This is a genomic window from Aquimonas sp. (assembly GCF_044377145.1).
GTDB lineage: Bacteria > Pseudomonadota > Gammaproteobacteria > Xanthomonadales > Xanthomonadaceae > Aquimonas.
Genome location: NZ_JBILJQ010000075.1, coordinates 1 through 23260, shown reverse-complemented (window position 1 = coordinate 23260; position 23260 = coordinate 1). Strand labels below are relative to the sequence as shown.

Below are 23260 nucleotides of genomic sequence, written 5' to 3'. Positions count from 1 at the left end.
GACTGCCGACCACGCGCAACCGCGACATCGACAGCTTGCTGCCGATCGAGGGCTGGGCGCCGATCTGCAACTGAGGCTCAGCACGGCGAGTGGGGAAGCGGTAGGTGGCTTGGGCGGACGCATACGTTGAATTCGACACCCCCGGTTTTCAAGCGGCCTGCAACCCCGATTCCATGCGTGCCGCGTTCTAGGCATCGACCGTCACGGTCTGCCAGCAGGAGCGCACACGTGCACACGATTCAGAAGACGAGTGAAGAGTTCAGCCCGGTGCGCAGCATCGGCATGGCCGGGGCGATCAGCCTGCATCTGGCCGCGGCACTGCTGCTGTTGGGTGGCGCCGGCGAGGTGGAAGCGCCGCTGGCAATGGAATCGCCCTTCATTGCTGAGTGGATCCTGCCCGACAAGCCGGTCGAAGTGCAGCCGGTACCACCGACACCGCGGCCGCCGGAGCGTCCGCAAACGGTGGTGACTCCCTCGCCACCTGCCCCTCCGCCGCCACTGCAGATCGAGGCAGCGTGGTCGGAGCCGGTCGCGGCGCCCATCGAAGTGCAGACGGCCCCGGTCGAGCTTGCGGTCGCTGAACCAGCGCGACCCAGCCCGCCGGCCGAACCGAGCCAGCTCGAGTACGCGCAGATGCCGCCGCCGCCGCGCTATCCCTCGCCCGCAGTGCGCGCCAACCAGCAGGGCACGGTACTGCTGCGTATCCATGTGGATTCCGATGGCGTGCCCACCCACGCCGCCGTCGAGCGCAGCAGTGGACACCGCATCCTCGACCGCGCGGCGGTGGAATACGCGATGCGCAAGCTGCGCTTCAAACCCGCGCAGCGTGAGGGCCGCGCGGTGGCAGCGATCGCCCAGGTGCCGGTGGCCTTCACCCTGCCCGGCCGCTCTTGAAGCACGCAGCTCGGGCGCAGGCGCCGACATCGGCGGTGCCTGCACCCGAGCCCGGGTGGACGGTCGTGCAAACAAGCGTTTCCTGCCCCGCAGCCGCAAGCGGCTTGCATCCGTCGGCATGCGGCGGCCGGCGCGACGCTCAATCAAGCAAACCGCATGTTCAAGCTCTCAATCCGTCGACCAGAATCCACGGATTCCAGCCACACCGTGCGCACCCATCCGCCAAGCGGAGCTCAGATCGACCGGGCCCAGCCCTCCCATGGCGTAGACAGGCAGTGCGGTGTGCGCGCGCAGCGCAGCGAAACCGCTCCATCCGAGCGCGTTGGCGTCGGGATGGGTCATCGTCCGCTGCACGGGCGACAGTAAGCAGAAATCGCAGCCGATGCGCTCGGCATGCTGCAGCGAATCGCGGTCATGGCAGGAGGCGCCAACCCGGCTCAGCCTTTCGGGCCGGCTCTGCAGGCTCAGCAAGAATGGCTGCGCCAACTGCGCTCCGATACCCAGCGCAGCCGACAAGGCCAGCGTGGGACGGTCGCGTACGTTCAGCAGCAGCTCGATTGCCGCATCAGTACAGAAGCGGGTGGCGCGCTCGGCCAGCGGCTGCAGCTGCGCCAGCGCGAGGCCAGGCAGACGCAGCTGCAGACGTTGCGCCCCGCCCGCGGCCGCGCATCGCAACAGACGCTCAAGCTCAGCAACGCTGTCGATCTGCGGCGGTGTGATCCAGTAGGTATGCGGCTCACGCAGCAGCGCCAGCGCCGGGCGATCGGCAGGCGGCATCTGCAGTGGATCAATCGTTGCCAGCGGCTGCCAGTTCAAGGCCTGACCCTCGCGCCCGCGCAGCCTGCCCTGCCACTGCGTCACCTGCAGAACATCCAGCCACAGAGTGCGTCCGGGCTGCGCCTGCGGCACGCGGATCAGTTCGGCGCTTGCGCCGATATCGATGCCGAGCTCTTCGTGAAGCTCCCGCCGCAGCGCCGTCCGGGGCGTTTCTCCAGGCTCAAGCTTGCCGCCTGGAAACTCCCACAGGCCGGCGTGCTGGCGGCCAGGCAGTCGCTGCGCCAGCAGCACACGGCCGTCGTCGCCCACCAGCACGCCGGCCACGACGTGCAGCACCGGGTCGACCTCGGCGTCGAGGATCTGCATCAGCGGATACGACGAGGCCGCGTCATCCGCGGCCCCGTGTGATCGTTCTGCCGGCCTCGATCAGGCGATCTGACCGTGGCAATGCTTGTACTTCTTGCCCGAACCGCAGGGGCAGGGATCGTTGCGGCCAACCTTGGCTTCCACGCGCACAGGCGCTTGCCCGGCCACGGCCTGCTGCACCTGCGCAGCTTCTTCGTCCGCACTGTAGCCACCGGCACTTTCGTGCTGGAACTGCATGCGCTTGGCTTCTGCCTCGGCGCGCCGGCGCTCCTCGGCTTCGAGCTGCTCGATTTCGTCGTCCGAGCGGATGCGCACGCGCGCCAGCATGGTGGTGACTTCGCGCTTGACCTTTTCGAGCATCTCGGAGAACAGTTCAAACGCTTCCCGCTTGTACTCCTGTTTCGGCTGCTTCTGCGCATAGCCGCGCAAATGGATGCCCTGACGCAGGTAATCCATGCGCGCCAGATGCTCCTTCCAGCTGCTGTCGAGTACGGTCAGCATCACGTGCTTCTCCAGCGCACGCATCAGCTCGCTGCCAACCTGGGCCTCCTTCTCGCGGAACAGGCGATCACCGGCTTCGGCCACGTGGTTGGCGATGTCTTCGGCGGTCAGCTCTTCGGCTTCGGTGACGAGCTTCTGCAGGTCCAGCTGCAGGCCAAAGTCGGCCGCCAGCACTTTCTCAAGCCCCTGCACGTCCCACTGGCGGTCAACCGAGTTGACAGGCACGTGCTGCTGGGTGACTTCGGTGAACACGTCAGCGCGGATATTGGCGACGGTTTCATGCACATGCTCGGTGTCGAGCAACTCGTTGCGCTGTTCGTAGATGACCTTGCGCTGATCATTGTTGACGTCGTCGAAGTCGAGCAGGTTCTTGCGCATGTCGAAGTTGTGCGCTTCGACCTTGCGCTGGGCCTTCTCGATCTGACGGCTGACCAAGCGGTCTTCGATCGCATCGTCGTCCTTCATGCCGAGGAAGGCCATCGCCTTCTGCACCCAGTCGGCGGCGAAGATGCGCATCAGATTGTCTTCCAGCGACAGGAAGAATCGCGACGAACCCGGATCACCTTGGCGCCCGGAACGCCCGCGCAGCTGATTGTCGATGCGTCGTGACTCATGCCGCTCGGTGCCGATGATGTGAAGGCCACCAGCGGCCAGCACCGCATCATGACGCTGCTGCCATTCGGCGCGCACGCGCTCACGGTCGGCTTCGGTCGCCTGCTCGCCAAGTGCAGCGAGATCGGCTTCAAGCGATCCGCCGAGCACAATGTCAGTACCGCGTCCGGCCATGTTGGTGGCGATGGTGACTGCACCCAGACGCCCGGCCTGGGCGACGATATGAGCCTCGCGCTCGTGCTGCTTGGCGTTCAGCACCTCGTGCGGAACCTTGCCCTTCTGCAGCAGGCCGGCCAGCAGCTCAGAGGTCTCGATCGAAGTGGTGCCGACCAGTACCGGCTGGCCGCGCTCGTTGGAGGCACGGATGTCCTCGACGATCGCCCGGTACTTGGCCTCCTTCTTCAGGAACACCAGGTCGGACATGTCCTTGCGCACCATCGCCCGATGGGTCGGGATCACGGTCACTTCCAGCCCGTAGATGCTCTGGAACTCGTAGGCTTCGGTGTCAGCCGTACCGGTCATGCCGGACAGCTTCTTGTACATGCGGAAGTAGTTCTGGAAGGTGATCGATGCCAGCGTCTGGTTCTCGCGCTGGATCGGCACGCCCTCCTTGGCCTCGACCGCCTGATGCAGGCCATCGGACCAGCGGCGCCCCTGCAGTGTACGTCCAGTGAACTCGTCGACAATGATGACCTCGCCGTCGCGCACGATGTAGTCGACATCGCGCTGGAACAGCGCATGCGCGCGCACCGCAGCGTTCAGATGGTGCACCACCGCAAGATTGTGCGCAGCGTAGAGGTCCTCATCACCCTTGAGAATGCCGGCCTCGCGCAGCAGCTGCTCGGCGTGTTCCATGCCGGCTTCCGACAGGTGCACCTGCTTGCCTTTCTCGTCCACCCAGTAGTCGCCATCGCCCTTCTCGTCGCCCTGGCGGATCAGCCGCGGAACGATCTTGTTGACGCGGATATACAACTCGGGTGAATCGTCGGCCGGGCCGGAAATGATCAGCGGCGTACGCGCTTCGTCGATCAGGATCGAGTCGACCTCGTCAACGATCGCGTAGTGCAGGCCACGCTGGAAGCGATCTTCGCTGCGCAGCGCCATGTTGTCGCGCAGATAGTCGAAGCCGTATTCGTTGTTGGTGCCGTAGGTGATGTCGGCAGCGTAGGCGGCCTTCTTGTCGCCATGCGGCATGCCCGGATAGACCACACCGACCGACAGCCCCAGCCAGTTGTAGACGCGCCCCATCCAGGCTGCGTCGCGCTTGGCCAGATAGTCGTTGACGGTCACCACGTGAACGCCCTTGCCTTCCAGCGCATTCAAGTACACCGCCAGAGTCGCGACCAGCGTTTTGCCCTCACCGGTGCGCATTTCGGCAATGCGGCCCGAATGCAGCACCATGCCGCCGATCATCTGCACGTCGTAGTGGCGCATGCCCAGGACGCGGTGCGACGCCTCGCGCATCACCGCGAACGCTTCGGGCAGCAGTTGTTGAGTGGTCTCTCCCTTGCCCAGACGCTCACGAAATTCGGCGGTTTTGGCCTGCAGCTCAGCATCGCTGAGCGCCTGCATGGCAGGCTCCAAGACACTGATGCGCGACACGGACTTGGAGAACTGCCGCACCTGGCGCTCGTTGCGGCTGCCAAAGATGCGGGTCAGAAGGGCGTTGAACATGGCGAATTCCGGGATCGGTGGCGGGCCACCGGGTAGAAGTGAAAGAGCTCGAACGAGCGCCGGTGAACGCAGCAACGAAAAAGGCCGCGTGGTGGCGGCCTTTTGGGCGCGCTCGGCGCACCGCGCCAAGCATTCTAACCTGTGGGTCACCCGGCCGCGAATCAAGTGCGGCCGGAGACTGCGGGCACGGATGAATCCTCAGCCGCGCTGGCGAGCCTCGCGCAGGAACGGATGCGGGTTGACGGTGCGGCCGTTGTGGATCACTTCGATGTGCACATGCGAACCGGTGGCGCGGCCGGTCGAACCCATCTTCGCAATCAATGAGCCGGCGCGGACGCGGTCGCCTTCCTGCACCAGATTTTCCTGATTGTGCGCGTAGCGGGTCACGTAGCCATTGCCGTGGTCGATATCGACCATGTTGCCGTAGCCCGGGTGGCGCCCCGAGAACGCGACCACACCGTCAGCGACGCTGAGAATGTCGGTGCCGCGGGGACCGTTGAAGTCGACCCCCGAATGGAAGTGGGTACGGCCGGTGAAGGGATCGATGCGGTTGCCGTAGGTCGAGGAGGCGTAGCCGGACCGCACGGGACTGCCAGTGGGCAGCATCGACTGCTCCAGTTCGCGGTCAAGCAGCAGGCTTTCAAGCACGGCAAGCTGATCGCCCTGAGCGGCCATCTGCGCCGCCAGCTGTTCGAGCGAATCCACCAGCTCCTGCTTGCTGCGGTTGGAGACGGCGCTCATGTCTTCCGGGCCGCCCAGCGCCGGTGGCTCGGAGAAATCGAATTCACCATCCTCAAGCCGACCGACCTGGGTCAGGCGCTCGCCGAGGGCGTTCAATCGGTTGGCGTGGGCCTGCAGCTGGCCCAGGCGCGCAGCCATGGCGTTCAATTCTTCTTCGGCCTCAAGCCGCGCCTCTGTCAGCGTTTCACGCTGCGCAGCCAGCTCGGCGTCCAAGCTTTCGAGTTGGTGCATGGCGACACTTTCGCTGGAGCGCAAGGCCCAGCCTAGGCCAACACCACTGCCCACCAGAAGGGCCAAGGCGGCAAGGCTGCCGCCGATGAGGCGCGGATCACGCAAGTTCAACTTGCGCGGCGCCTTCAGGAAACTCGCTACGATGATGACGTTCATGGAACTCCGGTCACGCGTTCGCCCATGCAGACTTTTCAAAAGAGCACCTTCCAGTCGCTGCTCACAGCGAAGGCCGGTTCTACCCTTGATGGCGTTATCGAGCGGGCCCGTGCCTTGGACACGCTCGATAGACGTCTGCGTCAGTCCCTACCCGAACCCGCAGCCAGCCAATGCAGGTTGGCCAACGTGCGCGACGGCAGGCTTGTCTTTCTGGTCACCTCGCCGATCTGGAAGTCGAAGCTAAGGCTGTACGCGGACGTGTTGCTGACCGCGGCCGCCGAAGCCGGAATTCAAGCTCGCGAGCTCACCGTGAAAGTGGCGCCGATGCTGACCGTTCCCCCGGAGCAGGCATCGCACTCACCATTGTCTCCAGCGGCTGCAGCAGCGTTGCGGGAAGCCGCCATCCAGGCGACCGATCCCGAACTCCGCCAGCAACTGCTGGCTTTGGCCTCCATGGCCGATCCAACTTCCTGATGCTGCTTTCAACGAGGGCAAAGCCCCGGGCCGCCAAATTGGCAGCCCAATAACTCGGTTTGGTTAAACAGCCGCGTGGGCGTGAGCCGGGTGCGCGTAGGAGATCGGGGCGGTGGCCTCGTTCTCGAAGGTGACTTCTTCCCAGGCGCTGCGGTCGGCGAGCATCGTGCGCAGCAGCTGATTGTTCAGCGCGTGGCCCGATTTGTAACCGTAGAAGGCGCCGATCAGGCTGTGACCCAGCAGATAGAGGTCACCGATGGCGTCGAGAATCTTGTGCTTGACGAATTCGTCCTCGTAGCGGAGGCCGTCTTCGTTGAGGACGCGGTAGTCGTCCAGCACGATGGCGTTGTCCATCGAGCCACCGAGCACCAAGTTGCGCTCGCGCAGCATCTCGATGTCTTTCATGAAGCCGAAGGTGCGCGCGCGGCTGACTTCCTTGACGAATGAGGTCGTCGAGAAGTCGATCTCGGCGCTGGAGGTTCCGCGCGCAAACACCGGATGCTTGAAGTCGATGGTGAAGCCGACCTTGAAGCCCTCAAAGGGCTCGAAGCGGGCCCATTTGTCGCCGTCCTTGACGGTGACCGTCTTCTTGATGCGGATGAACTTCTTGGCGGCGTTCTGTTCTTCGATGCCGGCGCTCTGCACCAGAAATACGAAGGGGCCGGCCGAGCCGTCCATGATCGGCACTTCGGCCGACGAAAGATCGATGTAGCAGTTGTCGATGCCCAAGCCGGCCAGCGCCGACAGCAGGTGCTCGACCGTGGAAACCTTGACGCCGTCCTTGTTGACCAGCGTACTGGCCATGCTGGTATCGCCAACGCAATGTGCGCATGCCTTGACCGGGGCCGCTTCGGGCAGATCCGTGCGGATGAACACGATGCCCGTATTGACCGCGGCGGGGCGCAGAGTCATGAAGACCTTCTCGCCAGAATGGATGCCGACGCCGGTGGCACGGATGGCATTGCGGAGCGTGCGTTGTCTGATCATGCGTGTGCGATCTCCCGGACGGAGCGCGTGAAAAACCTGCCGGAGGATAGCACAGCGACTCTGTCACGCAAGCGCAACAGTCGGGGAAAACCGACATCACGTTGCATTTTCGCGACAGCGACCCAGACGCGCCCGCAGCCCGGGAACGGTCGGGCTGCGGACACGCTGCATCGAAGATTCAGTCGGCCTGACGGCGCAGGAAGGCTGGAATATCGAGGTAGTCGACCGGCAAATCCGCCGTTGCGACCTTGCCCTCCGGCTGGCCCCGACCGCGTCCCGCCGGTGCAGCCATCGGCTCGACCATCATGCCGGTGGTCGCATCGCGCAGGCCTGCGACCGGGCGCAGACGCGGGGTTTCGACCTTCTCGATCTTTTCGCTGCGCGGCTGGGTGCGAGCCGAAACGCCGCGGTTCAGCCCTGTGGCGACCACGGTGACCCGGACTTCGTCCTGCATGTCCGGATCCAGCACGGTGCCGATCACCACGGTCGCGTCTTCGGAGGCAAACTCCTCGATGGTGCGGCCGACTTCGTCGAACTCGCGCATCGTGAAGTCCGGTCCTGCGGTGATGTTGACCAGGATGCCGCAGGCGCCGGACAGATTGACGTCGTCCAGCAGCGGATTGCTGATTGCCTTCTCGGCCGCTTCCATGGCGCGCTCCTCGCCGCGGGCCGAGCCCGAACCCATCATCGCCATGCCCATCTCGCTCATCACCGTGCGCACGTCGGCGAAGTCGACATTGATCAAGCCTGGACGAACGATCAGATCGGCAATGCCCTGCACCGCGCCCTGGAGTACGTCGTTGGCGGCGCGGAAGGCATGCACCATGGTGGCGTCACGGCCCAGCACGGTGATCAGCTTCTCGTTGGGAATGGTGATCAGCGAGTCGCAGTGGCTCGACAGCTCCTCGATCCCCTTCAGCGCCACCTGCATGCGCCGGCGACCCTCGAACGGGAACGGCTTGGTCACCACCGCAACGGTCAGGATGCCCATCTCCTTCGCCAGTTGCGCGATTACCGGCGCAGCGCCGGTGCCGGTGCCGCCGCCCATGCCGGCGGTGATGAACACCATATCGGCGCCGGTGATGGCCTCGACAATCCGCTCGCGATCCTCAAGTGCGGCCTGACGGCCGACTTCCGGGTTGGCGCCTGCACCCAGGCCCTTGGTGACGCCGGAGCCGAGCTGCAGGATGTGTTTGGCGCCGGTGCCCCGGATCGCCTGTGCGTCGGTGTTGGCGCAGATGAACTCGACGCCGTCGAGGGCTGAATTGACCATGTGCGCGACCGCGTTGCCGCCGCCGCCGCCCACCCCGATGACCTTGATGACTGCATTGGGTGCAGTCCGCTCCACCAGTTCAAACATGTCGTCTCCTCCGTTCCTTGAAACACGTGTTGCTGCAAACCCCTGATTCATTCGCCCCGCCGCGTCCCGCGGCAAAGCCCCTAGAACTCGCCGCGAAACCAGTTGCGCAGCCGCCCGAAGGCGCTGCCGACCTTGCCTGGCACCACCGTCGGGCGCCGCGGGTGTTCCTGATGGCTGCCGAACAGCAGCAGGCCGACGCCAGTGGCATGCACCGGATTGCCGACCACTTCGCCCAGACCACCGACGTATTGCGGAATGCCGATACGTACCGGCATGTGCAGCATTTCCTCGGCCAGCTCGGCCACGCCTTCCATCCGCGAGGCGCCGCCGGTCAGCACCAGGCCGGCGCGGATCAGCTCTTCGAAGCCGGAGCGACGCAGCTCGGCCTGGACCATCTCGAAGATCTCCTCGTAGCGGTTCTGCACCGCCTCGGCCAAGGCCTGACGGGCCAGTCGGCGCGGCGGTCGATCACCTACGCTCGGCACCTGGATGCTCTCCTCGGCCGTGGCCAGCTGGGCCAGTGCACAGGCGTAGCGGACCTTGATCTCCTCGGCGTGTGGCGTCGGTGTGCGCAGCAGGTGCGCGATGTCGCTGGTGACCTGGTCTCCGGCGATCGGCAATGAGGCCGTGTGGCGGATCGCGCCTTGGGCGAACACCGCAATATCGGTGGTGCCGGCGCCAATGTCGACCAGGGCCACGCCGAGTTCTTTCTCGTCGTTGGTCAACACCGATTGCGCCGAGGCCAGGCCCGACAGAATCAGGTCATCGACCTGCAGGCCGCAGCGCTGCACGCACTTGCTGATGTTCTGCGCCGCCGACTGCGCACCCACCACCAGATGCGCCCGCACCTCCAGGCGCACGCCGGACATGCCTACCGGATGGCGGATGCCTTCCTGCGAGTTATCGACGATGTACTCCTGCGGGATCGCGTGCAGGATCTTCTGATCCGACGGAATCGCCACCGCCTTGGCAGCTTCGAGCACCCGCTCCATGTCGCCGTAGCTGACCTCGCCGTCCTTGATCGGCACGATCCCGGGCGAGTTCTTGCACTGGGTGTGGCTGCCGGAGATCGACGCGTAGACCGAGCGGATCTCGCAGCCGGCCATCACCTCGGCTTCTTCGATCGCGCGCTGGATCGAATTCACCGTCGACTCGATATCGACCACCACGCCACGGCGCAACCCGGTCGAGCTGTGGGTGCCGATTCCGATCACCTCGATTGGTTCACCGGGGGTGTATTCGCCCACCAGGGCGACCACCTTCGAGGTGCCGATGTCGAGTCCGACGATGAGGGCCTTGTCACCTTTGCGATTCATATCTGTTGTCTCGGTGCGGCGGTGTTGTCGGTGTCCGGTGCGGCCCACCGCAGGGCAAAGCCATTGGCGTAGCGCAGATCCGCGCGCAGCAGGGGACGCGCTTCCGCGCGCAGCAATTCGGGCAGGGCGGCAACCAGCCGCTGCAGTCGAGGCAGCGGCTCGATCCGGCCCAACATCAGTTCGGCGCCGTCGTTCAAGCCCATTGACCAGCTGCCGCGCGGGCTCAGCTGGATCCACTCGATGCGCTTTGGCAGGCCGGCCAGCAGCCCCTGGCTCTGGCGGTACATGTCCATCAGCTGCTGTGTGTGTGCCTCCGGCCCTTCGAACTGCGGCAGGCCCTGCAGGCCGTCGATACCGGGCACCTCGAACAGCACTCCGGTTTCGGCCAGCAACCGACCCTCGCCCCAGCGCGCGATGGCGCGATGCTCGGTAATCAGGATTTCCAGCGTATCGGGCCACTGCTTGCGCACCACCACCCGCTCGACCCAGGGCAGCGCGGCCAGGCTCGCGTGCACTTCGGCCAGATCGACCGCGAAGAATCCGCTGCCCAGGTGCGGCCGAGCGGCCGCCTGCACCTGCTCCGCACTGACGCGCTGGAACTCGGCCGACACCCGCAGTTGGGTCAGCGGCCAGCGTTCGGAGGCGAACCAGCCGTTCAGCACCGCAACCACCGGCAGGATCACTACCGCGAGTGCGAACAGCCAGGCGAGAAGACGGACCAGTGCGTTCATGCGGGGGCATGCCCTCCCGCGGACGGGGTGTGGGCAAGCGTCTGGGCGAGGATCTGCAGGCACAGCGCATCGAAACCGATGCCGGACTGGCCGGCCGCCTTGGGCACCAGCGAATGGCTGGTCATACCCGGCGCGGTATTCACTTCCAGCAGCCAGTTGCGGCCCTGCCGATCGCGCATCACATCGACCCGGCCCCAACCACGACAGCCCAGCGCAACGAACGCCGCCAGCGCGAGTGCGCCGAGTGCGACTTCTTCATCGCCACGCAGGCCAGGACACAGGTATTGAGTCTCGTCCGACACGTACTTGGCGTCGAAGTCGTACCAGGCGCCCTTGGGGACGATCTGGATGCTCGGCAGCGCGCGCCCGTCGAGGATGCCAACGGTGAACTCGCCGCCTTCGATCAGTTGCTCCATCAGCAGCTCGCCCGGATAGCGCGCTGCCAGCGCGATCGCTTGGTCGAGGTCGGACTCGTCGAAAACGCGGCTGACGCCAACGCTACTGCCCTCGCAGGCCGGCTTGACGATCATCGGCAGGCCCAGGCTGCGCGCGGCAGCATGCACGTCGTCGCCCTTCGACAGGCGCGCATAGCGCGGGGTCGGCAGACCCAGCGCCAGCCAGACCTGCTTGCTTCGGATCTTGTCCATCGACAGCGCTGAGCCCAGCACATCGGAGCCGGTATAGGGCACGCCATAGGCTTGGAGCAGGCCCTGCACGATTCCGTCCTCGCCGCCGCCGTGATGGCCGTGCAGGATGTTGAACACGCGGTCGACGCTGCCGGTCTGGAGCAGAGCACGCAGAGCGGGGATGCCGTCGACGGCGAACGCGTCGACGCCGCTGCGCAGCAGCGCTTCGAGCACATTGCAACCGGAGTCCAGGGACACCGAGCGCTCGCTGGACGTGCCGCCGAGCAGGACCGCGACGCGACCGAACGGGTTTGAGTCGAGTGGGGTGGTGGTCATGCGGGCTCATCCTTGAGGCCGTGAAGGTCGAGGCCATTGGCGGCCAGGTGCTGGCTGCTGCGACCGATATCGCCGGCACCGGAGAGGATCAGCAGATCGCCGTCGTGGAGCAGGTCGGGCAAGGTCGCGGCGAGATCACGCGGGTGGTTGACCAGCACCGGATCGATGCGGCCGCGGGCCCGGATCGCGCGCGCGAGGGCGCGGGCATCGGCGCCGGGAATCGGCGCCTCACCTGCTGGATAGACCTCGGTCAGCAGCAACACATCGACCTCGCTCAACACGGCGGCGAAATCGTCCAGCAGATCGCGGGTGCGGCTGTATCGGTGCGGCTGAAAGGCCAGCACCAGGCGCCGCTCGGGCCAGCCGCCGCGGGCCGCAGCAATGGTTGCGGCCAGCTCGCGCGGATGGTGGCCGTAGTCATCGACCAGCTCGGCCTCGCCATGCCGCAGTTGCAGCGCGCCCAGGCGATTGAAGCGGCGCCCCACGCCCTGGAAGCTCTCGAGCGCGCGTGCAATCGCGTCGGGCTCGACGCCGAGCTGCCAGCCCACCGCGGCGGCGGCCATCGCGTTCTGCACATTGTGCAGGCCGGGCAAGTTCAGGGTGGCCGCCTGCGTAGGCATGCCGGGCAGGTGCAGCTGGAAATGCATCTGCGCGCCGTGCTGACGGACATCGGTAGCGCGCACATCGGCGTCTTCGGCGAATCCATAGGTGACCAGGTGGCGCGGCATTTCCTCGGCCAGTGCGCGAACTTCGGCGTCGTCGATGCACAGCACCGCCAGCCCGTAGAACGGCAGCCGATGCAGGAACTCATGGAAGGCGGCGCGCACGCGATTGAAGTCGCCGCCGTAATTCTCAAGGTGGTCGGCATCGATATTGGTCACCACCGCGATCAGCGGGGTCAGCCGCAGAAAGCTGCCATCGCTTTCATCGGCCTCTGCAACCAGCCAGTCGCCCTGCCCCAGCCCGGCATTGGCGCCGGCGGAAAGGAGCTTGCCGCCGATCACGAAGGTCGGGTCGAGCGCGCCTTCCGACAGCACGCTGGCGGTCAGGCTGGTGGTGGTGGTTTTGCCGTGGGTGCCGGCGATCGCGATGCCGCGACGGAAGCGCATCAGCTCGGCCAGCATCTCGGCGCGCGGCACAATCGGAATCCGCTCGGCGCGCGCGGCGACCAGCTCGGGGTTGTCGGCGCGCACGGCGCTCGACACCACCACCACATCGGCGCCGGCGACGTTGGCCGGGCGATGTCCGATGTCGACCCGCACGCCTTTTTCGCGCAGACGCGCAGTGACAGCGCCGTCGGCGAGGTCCGAGCCCGACACCGTATAGCCGAGGGTGCACAGCACCTCGGCGATGCCGCTCATGCCCACGCCACCGACGCCGACGAAGTGGACGCGGCAAAACGCGCTGGCGATGTCGCCGTGTTCTGACAGGCGCCTCATGCGCTGATGTCCTCCATGCAGATTCCAGCCACGCGGGCAGCAGCGTCGACGCGGGCGAGCGCGCGGGCGCATAGCGCCATCGCCAGCCGGCGCGCGGGATCGGCCGCCAGTTCGCTCAGGGTGGCCGCCAGTCGCAGCTCGAAGTCGTCACCCTCGACGAGCTTCAGCGCGGCCTGGTTCTCGACCAGATAGTCGGCATTGCGGCTTTGGTGATCGTCAGCGGCGGTCGGCAGCGGGACCAGCACGGCAGGCAGGCCGACCGCGCACAGTTCGGCCAGGGTCGAGGCCCCGGCGCGGCACACCACCAGATCGGCCCAGGCGTAGGCACCTGGCATATCGCTGATGAAGGCATTGAGCTCAGCCTGGATGCCGAGCGCGGCATAGGCATCGGTGGTCGGCTGCAGTGCGGCGACGCCGGTCTGGTGGCGGATCTCGCAGCGCAGGCCGCTGCGCTTCAGCGCCGCAGGCAGATGCAGATTGAGCGCGCGCGCGCCTTGGCTGCCGCCGATCACCAGCAGACGCAGCAGACCGGAGCGGCCCTGCAGGCGCAATTCCGGCGCTGGCAGTTCGGCGATCTGCGGCCGCACCGGATTGCCCACGACGAGTTCGCGGCGCGCGGGGAAGCTGTCGGGAAAGCCGACCAGCAGGCGCGGAGTCAGCCGAGCCAGCAGGCGATTCGTCAGACCCGGCGCGCGGTTGGATTCGTGCACGATCAGCGGCCGCCGCAGCAGCCACGCGGCGATGCCGCCCGGCGCAGCCGCGAAGCCACCGAAGCTGATCACGCTGCGCGGGCGCAGACGGTGAATCAGCCCGACCGCGCCAAGCACGGCGCGCAGCAGCTGCAGAGGCGCCAGCAGCCGACGGCCAAGCCCGCCGCCGCGCAAACCGCGCACGCGCAGGGTGTGCAGCGGAATGCCGGCGGCCGGCACCAGCCGGGTTTCCATAGCGCCCTCGGCGCCCAGCCAAACCACCGGCACCGCGCGCGCGGCGAGTTCGCCGGCGACGGCGAGACCGGGAAAAATGTGCCCACCGGTGCCGCCGGCAAGGATCAGTACCGGCGCGACAGTGGCGCCCGCAGTTGCGACAAGCTTCGGCGCGTTCATGGCAACGCTCCGAGCTTGGGCTCGATCCGGCCACCGTCACGTGCGTGCGTGCGCACCGGCTCGCGGCTATTGAGCGGGCCGGGCCGGAACACCGGCGACGACATCGGTTTTGCAGTCGCCGCGCGCTCTCCCGTGCCGTCCTGCAGGGCATCGCGCGCAGCCAATGAGCGGCCCAGCAACTCGGCGGGCTCCAGCACATCTTCGCCGCGCAGACGACCCGACTGCCGGCGCGCGCGTTCGGTCTCGTAGCTGACCCGCAGCAGCAGGCCGATCGCCGCGCAGCTCATCATCACGCTGGAACCGCCGGATGAGATCAGCGGCAGGGTCAGGCCCTTGGTCGGCAGCAGGCCCAGATTCACGCCCACCGATACCAGGGTCTGCAGGCTCATCCACAGGCCGACGCCAAACGCACAGTTGGCGGCGAACATGCGGCCCATTTCGGTCGCCTGCATGCCCAGCCAGAAGGCTCGCCCGGCCAGCAGCACGAACAGGCCGATCAACACCACCACGCCGATGAAGCCGGTTTCCTCGGCGATCACGGCGAAGATGAAGTCGGTGTGCGCTTCCGGCAGATAGAACAGCTTCTGCACCGACCCGCCCAGCCCGACACCATCGAACTCACCGCGGCCGACCGCGATCAGCGCATGGGTCAGCTGATAGCCGCTGCCGAACGGGTCAGCCCAGGGATTGATGAAGCCGACCAGACGGGCCATCCGGTAGGGCTCGTAGATTGCCAGTGCGGCCAGCCCGGCCACACCGAGCACCGCCGGCGCCAGCAGATGGCTCAGCCGCGCCCCGCCCAGCCACAGCATGCCGAAGGTGATGGCACACAACAGTACGGTCGAGCCGAAGTCGGGCTGGGCGAGCAGGAACACACTCAGGGCACACATCACCACCAGCGGCTTGAGCACGCCCCAGGGCCGCTCCTGCAGCTGATCGCGGTAACGCACCATGTAGGCCGAAAGCCACACGATCAGCAGCAGTTTGACCGCCTCCACCGCCTGGAAACCGAAGAAGCGGAACTCCAGCCAGCGCCGCGCGCCATTGACCTCCCGACCCAGCCCGGGCACCAGCACCATGCCCAGCAGGACGACCGCCAGCAGCAGCAGGGTGCTGCCGTGGCGCTCGATGTAGCGCAGCTCCATCCGCGCGATCACCATCGCGCCGACCGCGCCAACGGCGAGAAACATCAGATGCCGCTGCAGGTAGAAGAACGGGCCGACATCATGCCCTTCGGCCACCGCCAGCGAACTGGAGGCGACCATCACGATGCCGATGCTGGCCAGCGCGACCACCACTGCAAGCAGCACGCGGTCGAACTCGCCGCCGAGCTCTTCGCGCTTCATCGCCTGTGGAATCGAGAGGCCGAACATCAGCGCACCTTTAAGGTAGCGAGCCCGACCAGCACCAGCACCACGGTGATGATCCAGAAGCGGACGATCACGCGCGGTTCGGGCCAGCCCTTGAGCTCGAAGTGGTGATGGATCGGAGCCATTCGAAACACCCGTCGACCGGTCAGTTTGAAGCTGGCGACCTGGATCATCACCGACAGGGTTTCGATCACGAAGATGCCGCCCATGATCACCAGCACCAGCTCCTGGCGGACGATCACGGCCAGCGTGCCCAGCACCGCGCCCAGCGCCAGCGCGCCGATATCGCCCATGAATACCTGTGCCGGATAGGTGTTGAACCACAGGAAGCCGAGGCCCGCACCACCGATCGCGGCGCACAGGATCACCAGCTCGCCCGCGCCCGGAATCTGCGGGATCATCAAGTACTGCGAGAACACCGCATGGCCGGACACATAGGCGAACACACCGAGCGCGGCAGCGACCAGCACGGTCGGCATGATCGCCAGGCCGTCGAGGCCGTCGGTCAGGTTGACCGCATTGGAGAAGCCGACGATCCAAAAATAGGCGACGACCACGAAGCCGATTCCCAGCGGCAGGGCGAAGTCCTTGACCAGCGGGATATGCAGGGCGGTGGCTGCCGGGACATCGGCGGTGGCGTAGAGCGCAATCGCGGCGATCAAGCCGAATACAGACTGCAGGGCGTACTTCCAGCGCGATTTCAGGCCTTTGGGATCACGCCGGACAATCTTCAGATAGTCGTCGAGCCAGCCGATGAAGCCGAACGCGACGAGCACGCCGAGCAGGATCCAGATATAGCGGTTGCCGAGATCCGCCCACAGAAGAGTGCTGGCCGCCACCGTCGACAGGATCAGGGCGCCGCCCATGGTCGGCGTGCCGGCCTTGGAGAAGTGCGAACTGGGCCCATCGCTGCGGATCGGCTGGCCGCCGGACTTCAATGCCGCCAGCCGACGGATGAAGGCCGGCCCCAACCACAGCGAGAGGCCGAGCGCCGTCAGCGCGCTCAGGATGGCGCGCAGAGTCAGGTAGTTGAAGACCGCGAAGAAGCGCGCGTAGTCGTCCAGCCAGCGGGCCAGTTCAAGCAGCATGGCCACCTCCGCCGTTGGCGCCATCGAACAGCGCCGCCACGACCTGCTCCATGCGGCTGCCGCGCGAGCCCTTGACCAGCACCCGCAGGCCCGACCGCAGCTGGCTGCGCAGCGTGTCTGCCAGCGCCGGCTGCGTGGCGAAATGTTCAGCACCTTCACCAAACGCAGTCGCTGCGGCTTCGGCCAGCGCACCGACCGTGAACAGGCGGGCGATGCCGGCCGCGCGCGCAAGGCGACCGATCTCTGCATGCAGCTCCTGCGCCTGTGCGCCCAGCTCACGCATGTCGCCCAGCACCAGCCAAGCCTCGCCCCCGCCTTGGGCAAGCGTGTGGATCGCCGCAGCCACCGAGCCGGGGTTGGCGTTGTAGCTGTCATCGATGATCTGCGCGCCGCTGCGATGGCTGCGCACCGTCAGCCGACCGAGCACGCCCTCGGCGCGCTCCAGACCCTGTGCGATGTGGACCAGATCGACACCTGCGGCCAGCGCGAGTGCGGCAGCGGCGAGCGCATTCATGACGTTGTGACGGCCCGGCAGCGGCAGCCGCACGGTCACTGCGCCGGCTGGAGTCTGCAGGGTGAAGCGTGAGGCATTGGCGTCGCTCTGGATGCCTGCAGCGCTGACCGCCGCGGCGTGCTCCAGGCCGAAGCCGAGCACCCGGCGACGGCCCGCGATCTGGGTGAACAGCGGGGCGAAGGCGTCGTCCTGATTGATCACCGCCACGCCGTCTTCCGGCAGGGCCGCGTAGATCGCGCCCTTGGCCTCGGCAATGCCCAACAGCGAGCCCAGCCGCTCCAGATGCGCCGGACCGATGTTGTTGACCAAGGAATAGCGCGGCCGCGCCAGTTGCGCCAGCCACTCGATGTCGCCCGGCTGCCCGGCGCCCATCTCGTACACCCCGAAGCTTGCGTCCTCGGGCTGCGCCAGCAGGGACAGCGGCAGACCGACCTCGTTGTTGAAGTTGCCCGGGGTAGCGTAGGCATCGCCGACGCCGGCCAGGATGCCGGCCAGCAGGGTCTTGACCGAGGTCTTGCCATTGCTGCCGGTGATCCCGATCACCCGGGTGGAGCGGGTCGCAGCAACACCGGCTGCGAGCAAGCCCAGCGCGCGCTGACTGTCGGTGCAGACGATCTGCGGCAGGTCCACCGGCAGCACGCGCTCGACCAGCAGGGCTGCCGCTCCGGCGCCGGCTGCTGCCGCTGCGAAATCGTGGCCATCGAAGCGTTCGCCGCGCAGACAGACGAACAGATCGCCCGGCTTCAGTGCGCGCGAGTCGATCTGCACGCGAACGATCGGCTGGCTGCCAGCGCCATGCAGGCGGCCGCCACTGAACAGCACGGCCTCGGCCAGACTGAGCGGCCTCATGCGCGCTTCCCCAGCAAGGCGGAGGCCACCGCCAAATCGTCGAAGGCCAGGCGCTGACGCCCTGTGTCCTGATAGGTTTCGTGTCCTTTGCCGGCGATCAGCACGGTGTCATCGGCGCCGGCTGCGGCCAGCGCCGCGCGGATCGCTGCGGCACGGTCACGTTCGATCTCGACCCGGGCTAGGGGACCAAAGCCAGCCAGAATGTCAGCCACGATGGCTTCCCCGTCTTCGCCGCGCGGGTTGTCATCGGTGACCCAGATGCGGTCCGAATGGCGCTGCGCCGCGGCGGCCATCTGCGGGCGCTTGCCGCGGTCGCGCTCGCCACCGCAGCCGAACACGCACAGCAGCCGGCCGGAGGTGTGCTGGCGCAGGCTGGCCAGGGCCTGATCGAGGCCGTCCGGTGTATGCGCATAGTCGACCACCACCAGCGGCTGGCCGCGCTCGCCGCCGATCCGGTTCATCCGGCCGGGGATCGGGGTCAGCCGGGGCAACAGGCTGGCGACGCGTTCGAAGCCGCAGCCCAGTGCCATCAGCACGCCAGCCACCGCCAGCAGATTCTCGATGTTGAACCTGCCCAGCAGGGGCGAATCGATCTGCGCACAGGCGCCGCCGTACTGCAGCTGGAAGTGCAGGCCGGCCGCGTCGAGCTGGATGTCGCCGGCACGCAGGGTGGCGCGGTCTGAACCCAGCGCGCTGAAGCCGATGCAATCGATGCGCTCACGCAGGCCGTCCGCGATCAGCCCACCCTGCAGGTCGTCGAGGTTGATCACCGCCGCGCGCAGGCTGTCCCAACTGAACAGGCTGGCCTTGGCGGCTGCGTAGGCGGCCATGCTGCCGTGGTAGTCGAGATGGTCGCGGCTCAAGTTGGTGAACACCGCGACATCGAACTGCAGGCCGGCGACGCGCCCCTGATCAAGCGCGTGCGAGGACACCTCCATTGCCACCGTCTGTGCGCCGGCCAGGCGCATGCCGGCCAGTTGACGATGCACTTCGAGCACGTCGGGCGTGGTGCGCTCCTGTGGCACCAGTCGACCGTTCAAGCCGGCACCGAGGGTGCCGATGCTGCCGGCAACGCGACCCTGCAGCTGCAGGGCCTGCGCGGTCAGCTGCACCACCGACGTCTTGCCATTGGTGCCGGTGACGCCGACCACCTCCAGCCCCAAGGTTGGCGCGGCATACAGGCTCAGAGCCAATTGCGGCAGACGAGCGCGCAGCTCAGGCAACACCAGGATCGGCACGGACAGTTCAGGCAGTGGCGCATCGAAGGGTTCGGCCAGCACTACCACGGCGCCGCGACGCACCGCTTCGGCCGCATGCAGCAGGCCATGTGTGCGCGCACCGGCCAGCGCAACGAAGCCATCGCCGGGTTCGATCGCTCGGCTGTCCAGGCGCAGGCCGCTGAGTTCAAGCACCGGCACGTCGTCGAGCTCGGGCAGCAGTTCGGACAGACTCAAGGTGGGTAACGCGGCGCTCATTCAGGCACTCCCGAATCCGGCAGTGGGGCAGCCGCGGCTTCAGCTTCGGGCGGCAGTTCGCCGTCGATGCCGGGCATGGGAGTCAAGGGTGCAGCCACGTACCACTGCTGCACATCGTCAGGCGGTACATCGAGAATGCGCAGCGCATCGGCCATCGCGCGGCCGAACACCGGCGCGGCGACCAGGCCACCGAAATGCTGCGCGGGGTCAGGGTCGTTGATGACCACCACCATCGACAGGCGCGGGTTGCTGACCGGCACCAGGCCAGCAAACAGGCTGACGTAACGCTTCTCGTAGCCGCCAGCGATCGAGCGCCGCGAGGTGCCGGTCTTGCCGGCGACCCGATAGCCGGAGACGCGCGCGCGGGTCGCGCTGCCTTCCGGACCTGTGACGGTTTCGAGCATCCCGACCAGGGTGCGAGCCAGGTCCGGATCAATGACCGAGCGACCTTGCCCGGCGCCACCGCGGACGAAGGTGGCCGGCATCATCACCCCGCCGTTGCCGAGCGCGGCATAGGCCAGGGCGATCTGCAGAGCGTTGGTGGACAGGCCGTAGCCGTAGGAGATGGTGGCCTTCTCCAACACGCCCCAGCGCCGCGGCGAGGTCAGCACGCCGGGCGATTCACCCGGAAACCCGGCGCCCGAGAGCTCGCCGAAGCCGAACCGCCGCAGCACGTCATGCAGGTGTTCGTTCGGCATGTCCAGCGCCAACTTGACCGCCGCAATGTTTGACGATTTGGTCAGCAGGCGGGTCAGGTCGACGGTGCCGAAGTTGCGGATGTCGCGAATCGTGTGCCGCGCCAGCGGCATGTAGCCGGGGCTGGTCTCAATCAGCGTTTCCGGCTGGTAGCGCCCCGTTTCGAGCGCGGCGGCGACAGTGAAGACCTTGATCACCGAGCCAGGCTCGAACACATCGGTCACCGCGCGATTGCGCCGGTTCGACGGGTCGGCGCCTTCGCGGGTGTTGGGGTTGTAGGTCGGCAGGTTGACCATCGCCAGCACTTCGCCGGTGGCCACGTCGGTGATCACTGCCGTGCCCGAGGCGGCCTGGTTTTCCTCCAGCGCCCGCTTGAGCTCGCGGTACAACAGATGCTGCAGTCGGCGGTCGATCGACAGCGCAAGGTCGCGGCCGGGTTTGGCCGGGCGCACCAAGTCGACATTTTCGACGGTGCGGCCCTTGCGGTCGCGGATCACCCGCTTGGTGCCGGGCGCACCGGTCAGCCAGTCGTTGAAGGCCAGCTCCAGACCTTCCTGGCCGACATCGTCGATATTGGTGAAGCCCAGCACATGCGCAGCGATATCGCCGGTCGGATAGAAGCGACGGAACTCGCGCTGGCTGTTGACGCCCGGGATGCCCAAGGCCATCACCACCTCGGCGTCGTCCGGATTCATGTGCCGGCGCAGAAACAGAAACTCGCGCTCGGCGCGCTCATCGATGCGCTGGCGAAGCACGCCGGGATCCAGCCCCAGCGCTGCCGCCAGCTCAGGAATTCGCTCGGGTGTCTTCAGCAGCTCGGGCGGGTTGGCCCAGATCGAAGCCACCGGTGTAGACACCGCCAGCGGCTCACCGTTGCGGTCGGTGATCATGCCGCGCGAGGTCGGGATCGGGATATCGCGCAGGAAGCGGTTCTCGCCTTTCTGCTGGTAGAACTCGCTGCGCAGCAGCTGCATTTCGGCCGCGCGCGCCACCAGCAGGGCACTACCGCCCAGCAGCACCGCCGCCAGCACGTACAGGCGCAGGCGCAGATTGGGGTTTTGCCGACGCGGCTTCACTGGCGCACCACGCGAATCTCGGTCGGCTCGGGCGAACGCATTCCGAGCTGCTCGCGCGCCACGCGCTCGATGCGGAAGGTCTCACCCCAAGTCGCCTGCTCCAGCTGCAGGCGGCCGAAATCGATGTTCAGCTCATCGCGCTCAGCCTCCAGCTGGTTCAGCTCGATAAAGTTCAGCCGGTGCTGGTGGCGCGAGTGCACCACGGCGATGCCGGTGCCGATCAGGGCCAGCACCAGGGGTAGACCGAACAGTACGCGCAGGTTCATGCCAGCCGCTCCGCAACGCGCAACACCGCGCTGCGCGCGCGTGGGTTGTCGATCAGTTCGGCCGAATCGGCGCGCACCGCATCGCCAATCAGGCGCAGCCGCGGCACGAAGGGTTCAGGCATGGGCAGGCGGCGGTTCCCCGGTGCAGGCCGCGCATGACCAAGCATGAACTGCTTGACCGCGCGGTCCTCCAGCGAATGGAAGCTGATAATGGCAAGCCGCCCCCCCGGTTTTAGCCGGGAGAAGGCGGCCGCCAGCCCTGTTACGAGGTCGTCCAGTTCGCGGTTCAGATAGATCCGCAGCGCCTGGAAGCTGCGCGTGGCTGGATGCTTGCCGGGTTCACTCCGGCCGATACAGCCTGCAATAAGGTCAGCCAGTTCCGCGGTCCGCGTCAGCGGCTGCTCGGCACGGCGCGCGACGATCACCCGCGCAATGCGCCGGCTCATCCGCTCTTCTCCGTACGCCCACAGCACATCCGCGATCTCCGCTTCGCCCGCGCGCGCCAGGAAGGCAGCAGCGCTTTCCCCGCTGTCGGGGTCCATGCGCATGTCGAGCGGACCGTCCTGCATGAAGCTGAAACCGCGTTCGGCCTGATCCAGCTGAGGTGAGGACACCCCGAGATCGAGCAATACGCCGTCCAGCCCGGCCGCAGTGGCCTGCCATTCCGCCAGCTCCGCAAAACTGCCGCGCCGGATCGCCACTCGCGGATCACCCGCGAAGTCACGCTCGGCACAGGCGATCGCCTGCGGATCCTTGTCCATCAGCAGCAGCCGGCCGGTCGGACCCAACTGCTCCAGCACTCCGCGCGCATGCCCGCCGCGACCGAAGGTGCCGTCCAGATAAACGCCGTCCCTGACCACCCGCAGGCCGTCCACGACCTGCGCAAACAACACCGGGATGTGGTCGGCCGGCTGCGCGTACTGGCGCATCGCCCGTGCCCTCCGGCTAGAGCGTCAGGTCGAGCATGGCATCGCTGATCTCGTCTTCCCCAATGGTCTGACGGATCTGCGCGAGATGTGCCTGCTCGCTCCAAAGCTCGAATTTTCCGCCCATACCCAGCAGGACGGCCCTTTTCTCGATTCCCGCGGCGTTGCGATGGCTGGCCGGCAGCAGTAGGCGACCGTTCGTATCGACATCCACGAAGGTCGCCGCACCCACCAGTTTCAGCTGCAGCGCGCGGTGCACCTTTTTCGCGTTCGGCAGGGCATTGACCTGATCGCGCACCTGTTCCCAGGCGGCAACCGGGTACAGCCACAGGCAGCCCTGCTCGTAGGGGTTGTAGGTGACCACCAGGCGACTCGCGCACTCACGCACGACCAGATCGCGGTAAGCGGTAGGAACCGCCAGCCGGCCTTTGTCGTCGATTGTGATGGCGGTCTCGCCCTGGAACATTCCCACTTAACCCCACGAAAAACCCGTTTTTTCTACGGGAGCCCACATTAGGCGGGCACTTTGGGGGTGTCAAGAAAAATCCGGACAAAAAGTGCAGCTAAGCCACTGTTGGTATTGAAGTTTTCTGAACAGCTTCTGACGAGCTTCGGGCAAACATCTGTCAATACAGACGCTTAGCACACATAGCTAAAAGATCTGTGAGGTGACGCG

At 66.5% G+C, this 23260-nt stretch carries 19 protein-coding genes and 1 pseudogene; 2 read left to right on the top strand and 18 right to left on the bottom strand.

From position 1 onward, the window contains the following. Window positions 1–228 precede the first annotated feature (228 nt). Window positions 229–894 carry an energy transducer TonB gene (locus ACIQ7H_RS18335; protein ID WP_395794207.1) on the top strand — a complete coding sequence of 222 codons (666 nt, stop codon included), beginning with the start codon at window positions 229–231 and terminating at the stop codon, window positions 892–894. A 168-nt stretch (window positions 895–1062) separates the two neighbouring features. Here ACIQ7H_RS18335 and ACIQ7H_RS18330 read toward each other — a convergent pair whose 3' ends face one another. The 3 genes from ACIQ7H_RS18330 to ACIQ7H_RS18320 all read right to left on the bottom strand — a co-directional run bounded on the left by ACIQ7H_RS18330 (window position 1063) and on the right by ACIQ7H_RS18320 (window position 5952). Beyond that, on the bottom strand, window positions 1063–2037 hold the full coding sequence (locus ACIQ7H_RS18330; RefSeq protein ID WP_395794205.1) for a Nudix family hydrolase: 975 nt from the start codon (window positions 2035–2037) through the stop codon (window positions 1063–1065). A 60-nt stretch (window positions 2038–2097) separates the two neighbouring features. Further along, window positions 2098–4824 carry a preprotein translocase subunit SecA gene (gene secA, locus ACIQ7H_RS18325; protein ID WP_395794203.1) on the bottom strand — a complete coding sequence of 909 codons (2727 nt, stop codon included), beginning with the start codon at window positions 4822–4824 and terminating at the stop codon, window positions 2098–2100. A 198-nt stretch (window positions 4825–5022) separates the two neighbouring features. Continuing rightward, window positions 5023–5952, bottom strand: coding sequence for a M23 family metallopeptidase (locus ACIQ7H_RS18320; RefSeq protein ID WP_395794201.1), 930 nt, complete (start codon window positions 5950–5952; stop codon window positions 5023–5025). A 24-nt stretch (window positions 5953–5976) separates the two neighbouring features. Here ACIQ7H_RS18320 and ACIQ7H_RS18315 point away from each other — a divergent pair, with 24 nt between their 5' ends. Next, window positions 5977–6426, top strand: coding sequence for a DciA family protein (locus ACIQ7H_RS18315; RefSeq protein WP_395794199.1), 450 nt, complete (start codon window positions 5977–5979; stop codon window positions 6424–6426). Between the two features lie 63 nt (window positions 6427–6489). Here the strand turns inward: ACIQ7H_RS18315 and lpxC are convergent, their stop codons facing one another. From lpxC to mraZ, 15 genes and pseudogenes are all read right to left on the bottom strand, one after another. Continuing rightward, the gene (lpxC, locus tag ACIQ7H_RS18310; RefSeq protein ID WP_395794197.1) at window positions 6490–7413 is read right to left on the bottom strand and encodes a UDP-3-O-acyl-N-acetylglucosamine deacetylase; all 924 of its coding nucleotides are present in this window, start codon (window positions 7411–7413) and stop codon (window positions 6490–6492) included. Window positions 7414–7797: 384 nt separating this feature from the next. After that, window positions 7798–8773, bottom strand: a pseudogene (gene ftsZ, locus ACIQ7H_RS18305) (cell division protein FtsZ); the annotation flags it as partial. An 80-nt stretch (window positions 8774–8853) separates the two neighbouring features. Continuing rightward, complete coding sequence (gene ftsA, locus ACIQ7H_RS18300; RefSeq protein ID WP_395794195.1) at window positions 8854–10089, bottom strand: cell division protein FtsA; 1236 nt, start codon at window positions 10087–10089, stop codon at window positions 8854–8856. Next, entirely contained in the window at window positions 10086–10820 is a 735-nt protein-coding gene (locus ACIQ7H_RS18295; RefSeq protein ID WP_395794193.1) for a cell division protein FtsQ/DivIB, read from the bottom strand. The genes ftsA and ACIQ7H_RS18295 overlap by 4 nt, the downstream gene beginning before the upstream one ends. Then, window positions 10817–11782, bottom strand: a complete 966-nt coding sequence (locus tag ACIQ7H_RS18290) for a D-alanine--D-alanine ligase (protein ID WP_395794191.1) — start codon at window positions 11780–11782, stop codon at window positions 10817–10819. The genes ACIQ7H_RS18295 and ACIQ7H_RS18290 overlap by 4 nt, the downstream gene beginning before the upstream one ends. Further along, on the bottom strand, window positions 11779–13221 hold the full coding sequence (gene murC, locus ACIQ7H_RS18285; protein ID WP_395794189.1) for a UDP-N-acetylmuramate--L-alanine ligase: 1443 nt from the start codon (window positions 13219–13221) through the stop codon (window positions 11779–11781). The genes ACIQ7H_RS18290 and murC overlap by 4 nt, the downstream gene beginning before the upstream one ends. Continuing rightward, window positions 13218–14324 carry an undecaprenyldiphospho-muramoylpentapeptide beta-N-acetylglucosaminyltransferase gene (gene murG / locus ACIQ7H_RS18280; RefSeq protein WP_395794187.1) on the bottom strand — a complete coding sequence of 369 codons (1107 nt, stop codon included), beginning with the start codon at window positions 14322–14324 and terminating at the stop codon, window positions 13218–13220. The genes murC and murG overlap by 4 nt, the downstream gene beginning before the upstream one ends. Beyond that, window positions 14321–15697: a putative lipid II flippase FtsW gene (gene ftsW, locus ACIQ7H_RS18275; protein WP_395794185.1), complete on the bottom strand. Its 1377-nt coding sequence runs from the start codon at window positions 15695–15697 to the stop codon at window positions 14321–14323. Before ftsW ends, murG begins: the two co-directional genes overlap by 4 nt. Further along, window positions 15697–16782 carry a phospho-N-acetylmuramoyl-pentapeptide-transferase gene (mraY, locus tag ACIQ7H_RS18270; RefSeq protein ID WP_395794183.1) on the bottom strand — a complete coding sequence of 362 codons (1086 nt, stop codon included), beginning with the start codon at window positions 16780–16782 and terminating at the stop codon, window positions 15697–15699. Before mraY ends, ftsW begins: the two co-directional genes overlap by 1 nt. Then, window positions 16772–18145, bottom strand: a complete 1374-nt coding sequence (murF, locus tag ACIQ7H_RS18265) for a UDP-N-acetylmuramoyl-tripeptide--D-alanyl-D-alanine ligase (RefSeq protein WP_395794181.1) — start codon at window positions 18143–18145, stop codon at window positions 16772–16774. Before murF ends, mraY begins: the two co-directional genes overlap by 11 nt. Continuing rightward, window positions 18142–19620 carry a UDP-N-acetylmuramoyl-L-alanyl-D-glutamate--2,6-diaminopimelate ligase gene (locus ACIQ7H_RS18260; RefSeq protein ID WP_395794179.1) on the bottom strand — a complete coding sequence of 493 codons (1479 nt, stop codon included), beginning with the start codon at window positions 19618–19620 and terminating at the stop codon, window positions 18142–18144. Before ACIQ7H_RS18260 ends, murF begins: the two co-directional genes overlap by 4 nt. Continuing rightward, a complete protein-coding gene (locus ACIQ7H_RS18255) occupies window positions 19617–21392 on the bottom strand; it encodes a peptidoglycan D,D-transpeptidase FtsI family protein (RefSeq protein ID WP_395794177.1) in 1776 nt (591 codons plus the stop codon). The genes ACIQ7H_RS18260 and ACIQ7H_RS18255 overlap by 4 nt, the downstream gene beginning before the upstream one ends. Further along, on the bottom strand, window positions 21389–21652 hold the full coding sequence (ftsL, locus tag ACIQ7H_RS18250; RefSeq protein ID WP_395794209.1) for a cell division protein FtsL: 264 nt from the start codon (window positions 21650–21652) through the stop codon (window positions 21389–21391). The genes ACIQ7H_RS18255 and ftsL overlap by 4 nt, the downstream gene beginning before the upstream one ends. 2 nt (window positions 21653–21654) lie before the next feature. Then, on the bottom strand, window positions 21655–22587 hold the full coding sequence (gene rsmH / locus ACIQ7H_RS18245; protein ID WP_395794175.1) for a 16S rRNA (cytosine(1402)-N(4))-methyltransferase RsmH: 933 nt from the start codon (window positions 22585–22587) through the stop codon (window positions 21655–21657). 16 nt (window positions 22588–22603) lie between these two features. Further along, window positions 22604–23050, bottom strand: a complete 447-nt coding sequence (gene mraZ / locus ACIQ7H_RS18240; protein ID WP_395794173.1) for a division/cell wall cluster transcriptional repressor MraZ — start codon at window positions 23048–23050, stop codon at window positions 22604–22606. Between the last annotated feature and the right edge of the window lie 210 nt (window positions 23051–23260).

Bases quoted from the DNA above. Each gene is read 5' to 3' on its own strand.
- ACIQ7H_RS18320 (WP_395794201.1), bottom strand. From the start codon at position 5,952: ATGAACGTCATCATCGTAGCGAGTTTCCTGAAGGCGCCGCGCAAGTTG.
- rsmH (WP_395794175.1), bottom strand. From the start codon at position 22,587: ATGCGCCAGTACGCGCAGCCGGCCGACCACATCCCGGTGTTGTTTGCG.
- ftsA (WP_395794195.1), bottom strand. From the start codon at position 10,089: ATGAATCGCAAAGGTGACAAGGCCCTCATCGTCGGACTCGACATCGGC.
- ACIQ7H_RS18330 (WP_395794205.1), bottom strand. From the start codon at position 2,037: ATGCAGATCCTCGACGCCGAGGTCGACCCGGTGCTGCACGTCGTGGCC.
- murG (WP_395794187.1), bottom strand. From the start codon at position 14,324: ATGAACGCGCCGAAGCTTGTCGCAACTGCGGGCGCCACTGTCGCGCCG.
- ACIQ7H_RS18295 (WP_395794193.1), bottom strand. From the start codon at position 10,820: ATGAACGCACTGGTCCGTCTTCTCGCCTGGCTGTTCGCACTCGCGGTA.
- ACIQ7H_RS18260 (WP_395794179.1), bottom strand. From the start codon at position 19,620: ATGAGCGCCGCGTTACCCACCTTGAGTCTGTCCGAACTGCTGCCCGAG.
- secA (WP_395794203.1), bottom strand. From the start codon at position 4,824: ATGTTCAACGCCCTTCTGACCCGCATCTTTGGCAGCCGCAACGAGCGC.
- ACIQ7H_RS18315 (WP_395794199.1), top strand. From the start codon at position 5,977: ATGCAGACTTTTCAAAAGAGCACCTTCCAGTCGCTGCTCACAGCGAAG.
- mraZ (WP_395794173.1), bottom strand. From the start codon at position 23,050: ATGTTCCAGGGCGAGACCGCCATCACAATCGACGACAAAGGCCGGCTG.
- ACIQ7H_RS18290 (WP_395794191.1), bottom strand. From the start codon at position 11,782: ATGACCACCACCCCACTCGACTCAAACCCGTTCGGTCGCGTCGCGGTC.
- lpxC (WP_395794197.1), bottom strand. From the start codon at position 7,413: ATGATCAGACAACGCACGCTCCGCAATGCCATCCGTGCCACCGGCGTC.
- ftsW (WP_395794185.1), bottom strand. From the start codon at position 15,697: ATGTTCGGCCTCTCGATTCCACAGGCGATGAAGCGCGAAGAGCTCGGC.
- murC (WP_395794189.1), bottom strand. From the start codon at position 13,221: ATGAGGCGCCTGTCAGAACACGGCGACATCGCCAGCGCGTTTTGCCGC.
- mraY (WP_395794183.1), bottom strand. From the start codon at position 16,782: ATGCTGCTTGAACTGGCCCGCTGGCTGGACGACTACGCGCGCTTCTTC.
- murF (WP_395794181.1), bottom strand. From the start codon at position 18,145: ATGAGGCCGCTCAGTCTGGCCGAGGCCGTGCTGTTCAGTGGCGGCCGC.